At 43.8% G+C, this 5,268-nt stretch carries 3 protein-coding genes; all 3 read left to right on the top strand.

The features are described from left to right. Window positions 1-143 precede the first annotated feature (143 nt). The 3 genes from CAG68_RS17770 to CAG68_RS17760 all read left to right on the top strand — a co-directional run bounded on the left by CAG68_RS17770 (window position 144) and on the right by CAG68_RS17760 (window position 5,064). Entirely contained in the window at window positions 144-1,301 is a 1,158-nt protein-coding gene (locus CAG68_RS17770) for an efflux RND transporter periplasmic adaptor subunit (protein ID WP_025767993.1), read from the top strand. 13 nt (window positions 1,302-1,314) lie between these two features. Continuing rightward, a complete protein-coding gene (locus tag CAG68_RS17765) occupies window positions 1,315-4,473 on the top strand; it encodes an efflux RND transporter permease subunit (RefSeq protein WP_086047539.1) in 3,159 nt (1,052 codons plus the stop codon). 324 nt (window positions 4,474-4,797) lie between these two features. Beyond that, on the top strand, window positions 4,798-5,064 hold the full coding sequence (locus CAG68_RS17760; protein ID WP_005373876.1) for a hypothetical protein: 267 nt from the start codon (window positions 4,798-4,800) through the stop codon (window positions 5,062-5,064). The last annotated feature ends 204 nt before the right edge of the window (window positions 5,065-5,268 follow it).

Raw genomic sequence — 5,268 nt, 5'->3', positions numbered from 1 at the left:
ACTATCTAGTTCGCTGCTTAAAAGACTAGGCAAGCGCCGCTTTGATGTTTATTCAAATTCAATTCTCTCATCACCATGCTTACCGGGAGCAATGGACTGAATAAAAGTGTGGTGTTGAAAACAACAATAAAAAAGGATTTTCGATGTTAGCAAAACCCATATTACGTTGGCTTTTACCCTTCGTCGTCGTTGGAGGCTCTTATGCAGGATATGCTGCAATTGCCGCAACTGCGCCGGAAAAAGAGTCAACCAAAGATGCAATTACAGAACCTACTGTTCAGGCTTCTTCTCTTTTTCCTACTGATCACAAAGTGGTGATTACCAGTCACGGTGAATTAGTCCCTTTTGAAAAAACACACCTTTCCGCGCAAGTCAGTGGTGAAGTGATAAGTTGGCACCCGAATTTTGTAACGGGTGGCATCGTGAAACGAGGAGAGGTTCTTTTCACAATTGAAAGCGACAACTATGAAGCGTCGGTTTTACAAGCTGAAGCCGATTTAGCTAGTGCACGCGCAAACTTGATTGAGGAACAAGCGAAAGCCGAAGTGGCAAAACGTCAGGCAAAGAGACTGAGCGATAAGCAAGTGACGGATCTGTATTTACGCAAGCCTCACGTTTTGAGCGCACAAGCGCAAGTAAAGTCGGCTCAAGCGGCACTCAAACGAGCAAAAAGAGAGTTAGAAAATTGCAAAGTCGTTGCACCTTACGATGCGCTGGTTGTTGAGCGTGATATTGGTGTTGGTCAATTTGTTACATCTGGTTCTCGAGTTGCCACGTTAAACAACATCGAAGTGGCAGAGGTGCACGTACCCATTGCCGGTTTTGATAGTGCATTTTTACCCGAATCCATTGGTGAACTCACTGCGACAGTGACGCAGCAAGGTGTGTTTTCTACCACTAGAGAAGGTCGAGTAGTTCGTGATTTAGGCATGATTGATAGCGCTACCCGAATGATTAACATGGTCATTCAAATCGCGGACCCATACGGTGTCGATAACCAGCAGCCTCCAATTAAATTCGGCTCCTACGTTGAAGTGAGTTTCACTGGTAAGGAACTTAAGCACATCTATCGCTTACCACAGGAATTAGTTAAAAACCGTACCGTGTGGGTGGTTAATGGCGATAATCAACTTCAACCCAGAACTGTCACGGTTTTGAGAGCAGAAGGTGAGTTTTTGCTGGTGGGCGAAGGCTTAGAGCAAAGTGATAAGTTGGTACTGACCTTACCAGAGTACCCTCAAAAAGGCATGGCGGTACAAATCGCAAAAAAGAGTGACGACTCCGAAACCGTCGTACAGTAAGTAGGAGTTTGTCATGGAAGATACTAAACAAAAGGGCTTAATTGCCTATTTTGCGAATAACCCCGTCGCTGCCAACCTTTTGATGGTGTTCATCATTATCATGGGTGTGGTGAGTTTTCTCTTTATTCAAAGGCAGATGTTTCCGAATATTGAGGTGAACTACATTGATGTTCGTGCGGCTTATCCTGGCGCTTCTCCTCAAGAGATAGAAGAGAGTATTCTCGTTAAGGTCGAGGAATCGATTAAAGACGTCACCGGGATTAAAAAAGCAGTCTCAACGGCCTCTAGAGGTAGCGCGTATGTTTCTATCGAGGTAGACGTTAATGCCGATATCAAGCGTGTCTTAGATGATGTAAACCAACGTATTGATACATTGTCTAATTTACCAGCGGGTATGGAACCAATCAATGTTTACCAAGTTGAATGGCGCCAAGATGTAATCGAAATGGGGTTAGTTGGGGACCGACCGCTCGAGGAGCTTAAACCGCTTGCTAAGCAAATCGAAGATGAATTACTTCAGTTAGAAAACGTCATGCTGGTGTATCTGAGTGCGCCAGAAGAAGAAATAGCGATTGAAGTTGACCCACTTGTTCTTCGTAAATACGACCTGACGTTGAGCGATATCAGCAGCGCGATCAGCCGTTACTCAGCCAACTTTTCTGCGGGCGAAGTAAAAACAAACTCAGGGATGATTGCAGTAAGGATTGAAAACCAATACTACCGTGGTGATGAGTTTAGAAATATTCCTGTAAAGCTTGGCGCAAATGGTGCGAAGGTTTTACTGCAAGATATCGCCACGATCAAAGATGGCTTTACGGAAGAAGAGCGCTATTTTGAATACTCAGGGCAAAATGCGATCTACATGTCTGTTGAAGCAACTCGTGATCAGAACATTATCCCTGTTGCACAGTCCGTTCGTAATTATATTGAAGCAAAAAACAAGACATTGCCGCAGGATGTTAAGCTCAAAGTCTTAGTTGATACGACTTATTATTTAAATGGGCGTCTCGACATGATGTTGAAAAACTTGCTGCAAGGTGCTGCATTAGTCGCGATTATGCTGACCATTTTCCTACGTTTCCGCTTGGCTATGTGGGTAATGATTGGGCTACCTGTCTGTTTCCTCGGTGCTGTAATGATGATGCCAGCTTTGGGTATTACAGTGAACATCGTCTCGCTGTTTGCTTTCATCATGGTGCTCGGAATTGTGGTGGATGACGCCATCGTCATGGGAGAAAGTGCGTACAGTGAAATCGAAGAAAAGGGCGGCGGTGTCGAGAACGTGGTACGCGGTGTCAAACGTGTTGCTACGCCAGCGACATTTGGTGTTCTGACAACGATTGCTGTATTCGCACCATTCTTGTTGTCTAGTGGTATTGATAGTGCCTTCTTTTATGGTATCGCGGGGGTCGTGATTCTGTGTTTGATCTTCAGTTTGATTGAATCGAAGCTGATCCTTCCTGCACACCTTGCGCATACTCATTTTAAGCCAGTTAAACCAGGTGGTTGGCGTGACCGATTTAACCAACGTTTTTTTGGTTTTGTAAATGGTCCATATCGGAACTTTGTAACAACATGCACCCATTGGCGCTGGACAGTGTTTGCGGTGTTCTGTGGTTTACTGCTGATCAGCGCGGCTTTGATCAACGCGAATTATGTTCGGGTGATCCCCAACCCTAAAGTGCCGACTGACTATCCTGCGATCACTATTGAAATGAATGATACCGTTTCAAGTGAGCAGACAATCAGTGCACTCAAGACTATTGAACGTGTCATGCAAAAGATCGAATCTGAGACCATTGCAGAACATGGTCAAGGAATGATTCGTGATGTGCTGTCGTACAACAGAAGCCGCACCGAAGGTCGTGTATTAGTACCTCTGGTTGATGAAGAGTTACGCCCGTTCAATACATTTGAACTGGCTCGACGTTGGCGTGAAGCTATGCCTGTTATTCCAGGTATGAAGAGCATCAAAATCCGCGAGCAGAGTGCGGGTGGTGGTGACAGAGATGAGTTTGGCTACTTGTTGTTTGGTTCTAACATCAATGAGCTCAACGAGGCTGGGCGTTACTTGATAGAGCGTTTACAGCTGGAAGAAGGGTTATATGATATTTCATCTTCTATTGATTCTGGAAGCAAAGAAGTACTCCTGTCTCTTGCGCCTGTAGCGTACGATCTCGGTCTGGATCTCACCATGATCGCAGAGCAAGTTGGTGGCAGCTTTTATGGTGGCGAAGCACAGCGCATTATTCGTGATGGTGAAGAAATTAAAGTTATGGTGCGTTACCCGCAACTGACGCGTGAAGCATTCTCATCATTGCGTTACGCCGTGATTACAACACCAGCAGGTAAGAAGGTCATGCTAGGTGATGTGGTGAAGATCAACGAGCAGCCGGGCGTGAGTAGCATTCGACGTGAAGGCGGGTATCAAACCGTTTATGTCTATGGTTCGATAGACGAAGAATTGGTTGAACCTCAAGAAATCGTGAAGGTCATTGACGACAATATCTTACCGGATATGAAGCAAGCGTTCTCGAGTGTGAAAACAGAATTGGGTGGTGATATTGAAGAGCAGGCTGCGCAGCGTAATGAACAGATTTTGTTCTTTATTGCAGGTATGATCATCGTCTACATCTTGTTAGCTGTACCGTTAAAAAGTTATACCCAACCTTTGATTGTAATGTCCGTCATTCCGTTTAGTCTGACGGGGGCGATTTGGGGCCATTTCTGGCTAGGTTTAGACATCAGTATGATGTCGACATTTGGTTTGATCGCTGCTGCTGGCGTGGTTATCAACGACTCTCTGGTTATGACAGATTACGTAAACCAAGTGAGAGAAAGGGGTATGAACATCAAACAAGCGGTTGTTGAGGCGGGTTGTGCTCGTTTTCGAGCTATCACGCTCACCTCAATAACGACGTTTGCGGGTGTATTGCCGATAATGTTTGAAACGAGTTTGCAGGCGCGTTTTGTCATACCGATGGCTGTCGCTTTGGGCTTTGCGGTGTTGTACGCAACGGTTCTGACTTTAGTGTTGGTGCCTTGTTTGTATTTAATGCTTGAAGATATTAAAAATATTTTCAGATCGATTAAGAGGTTTATCCATCGTTTGATTAATCGTTTCAGAAAGTCGCCAGTGACGTCGAGCGTTGAAGCAAGCGTATCGAGTTAACAAGCTTGATGTTAACGATTAGGAGCAGCCTTCGGGCTGCTTTTTTGTTTCCGTATTTTGATTCAAAGCGATTTTTTAGTGGGCAGTTACGTAATTATCTGATGAGAAAACTGCCTGACAAAGCATTTCTAATATGTATGTTTCTAATGTTTTAAATTCGCATGGTTAATTTGACACTTGGTTAGCGAAATTTACCAGACGAAGATAACGTTGAATATGAGGTTTTATTTAACTTGTTGAAAAATAACAAAATAAAAGTTGGCATCGTATGTGCAATATATAAATTGTAATTAAAATTAACTGCTAATCCTCAAGGAGCTTATTATGAAAAGCGTATTTCTATCTACTCTAAGTCTTATTGCTGTAATGTCATCACCAATCGCTGCTGCTAACACTTTAGACAAAGAGGAGTGGAGCTCAGATTTACGTCAGGACTTTTCTGAAATGAAACATGAAGCTATAGCAGATATTCAGCAAATGAACATGGATGCCATTCACGCACGTGATGAGCGTATCGTGAAAAACATTAAAGATGAGCAAGAACAGTTAGTAAAGGTAACGTGTCACAAAGAGAAAGCAAGCAAGTCATAAACGCCGATAAAAGAGACTAACAGACGAAAATGAATCCAATACGAGTTCGGTGTTAGTTAGCAGTAAGCACTGACCTTGTTGCTCAACTTGCCAGCCTTTTAAGGCTGGCTTTTTTGTTTCTCATTTCATGGGTGGAGATCAGATCCTCAAGCTTATTATCAATAGTTGGCGTGTTTGATGAGCTATTGCTGGATGGAGCGGATG

This window comes from Vibrio sp. V42_P2S4T144, assembly GCF_009904715.1.
Taxonomy (GTDB): Bacteria; Pseudomonadota; Gammaproteobacteria; order Enterobacterales; family Vibrionaceae; genus Vibrio; species Vibrio alginolyticus.
Note: the sequence above shows the minus strand (reverse complement) of the source record. Positions and strands in the feature narration are given on the sequence as shown.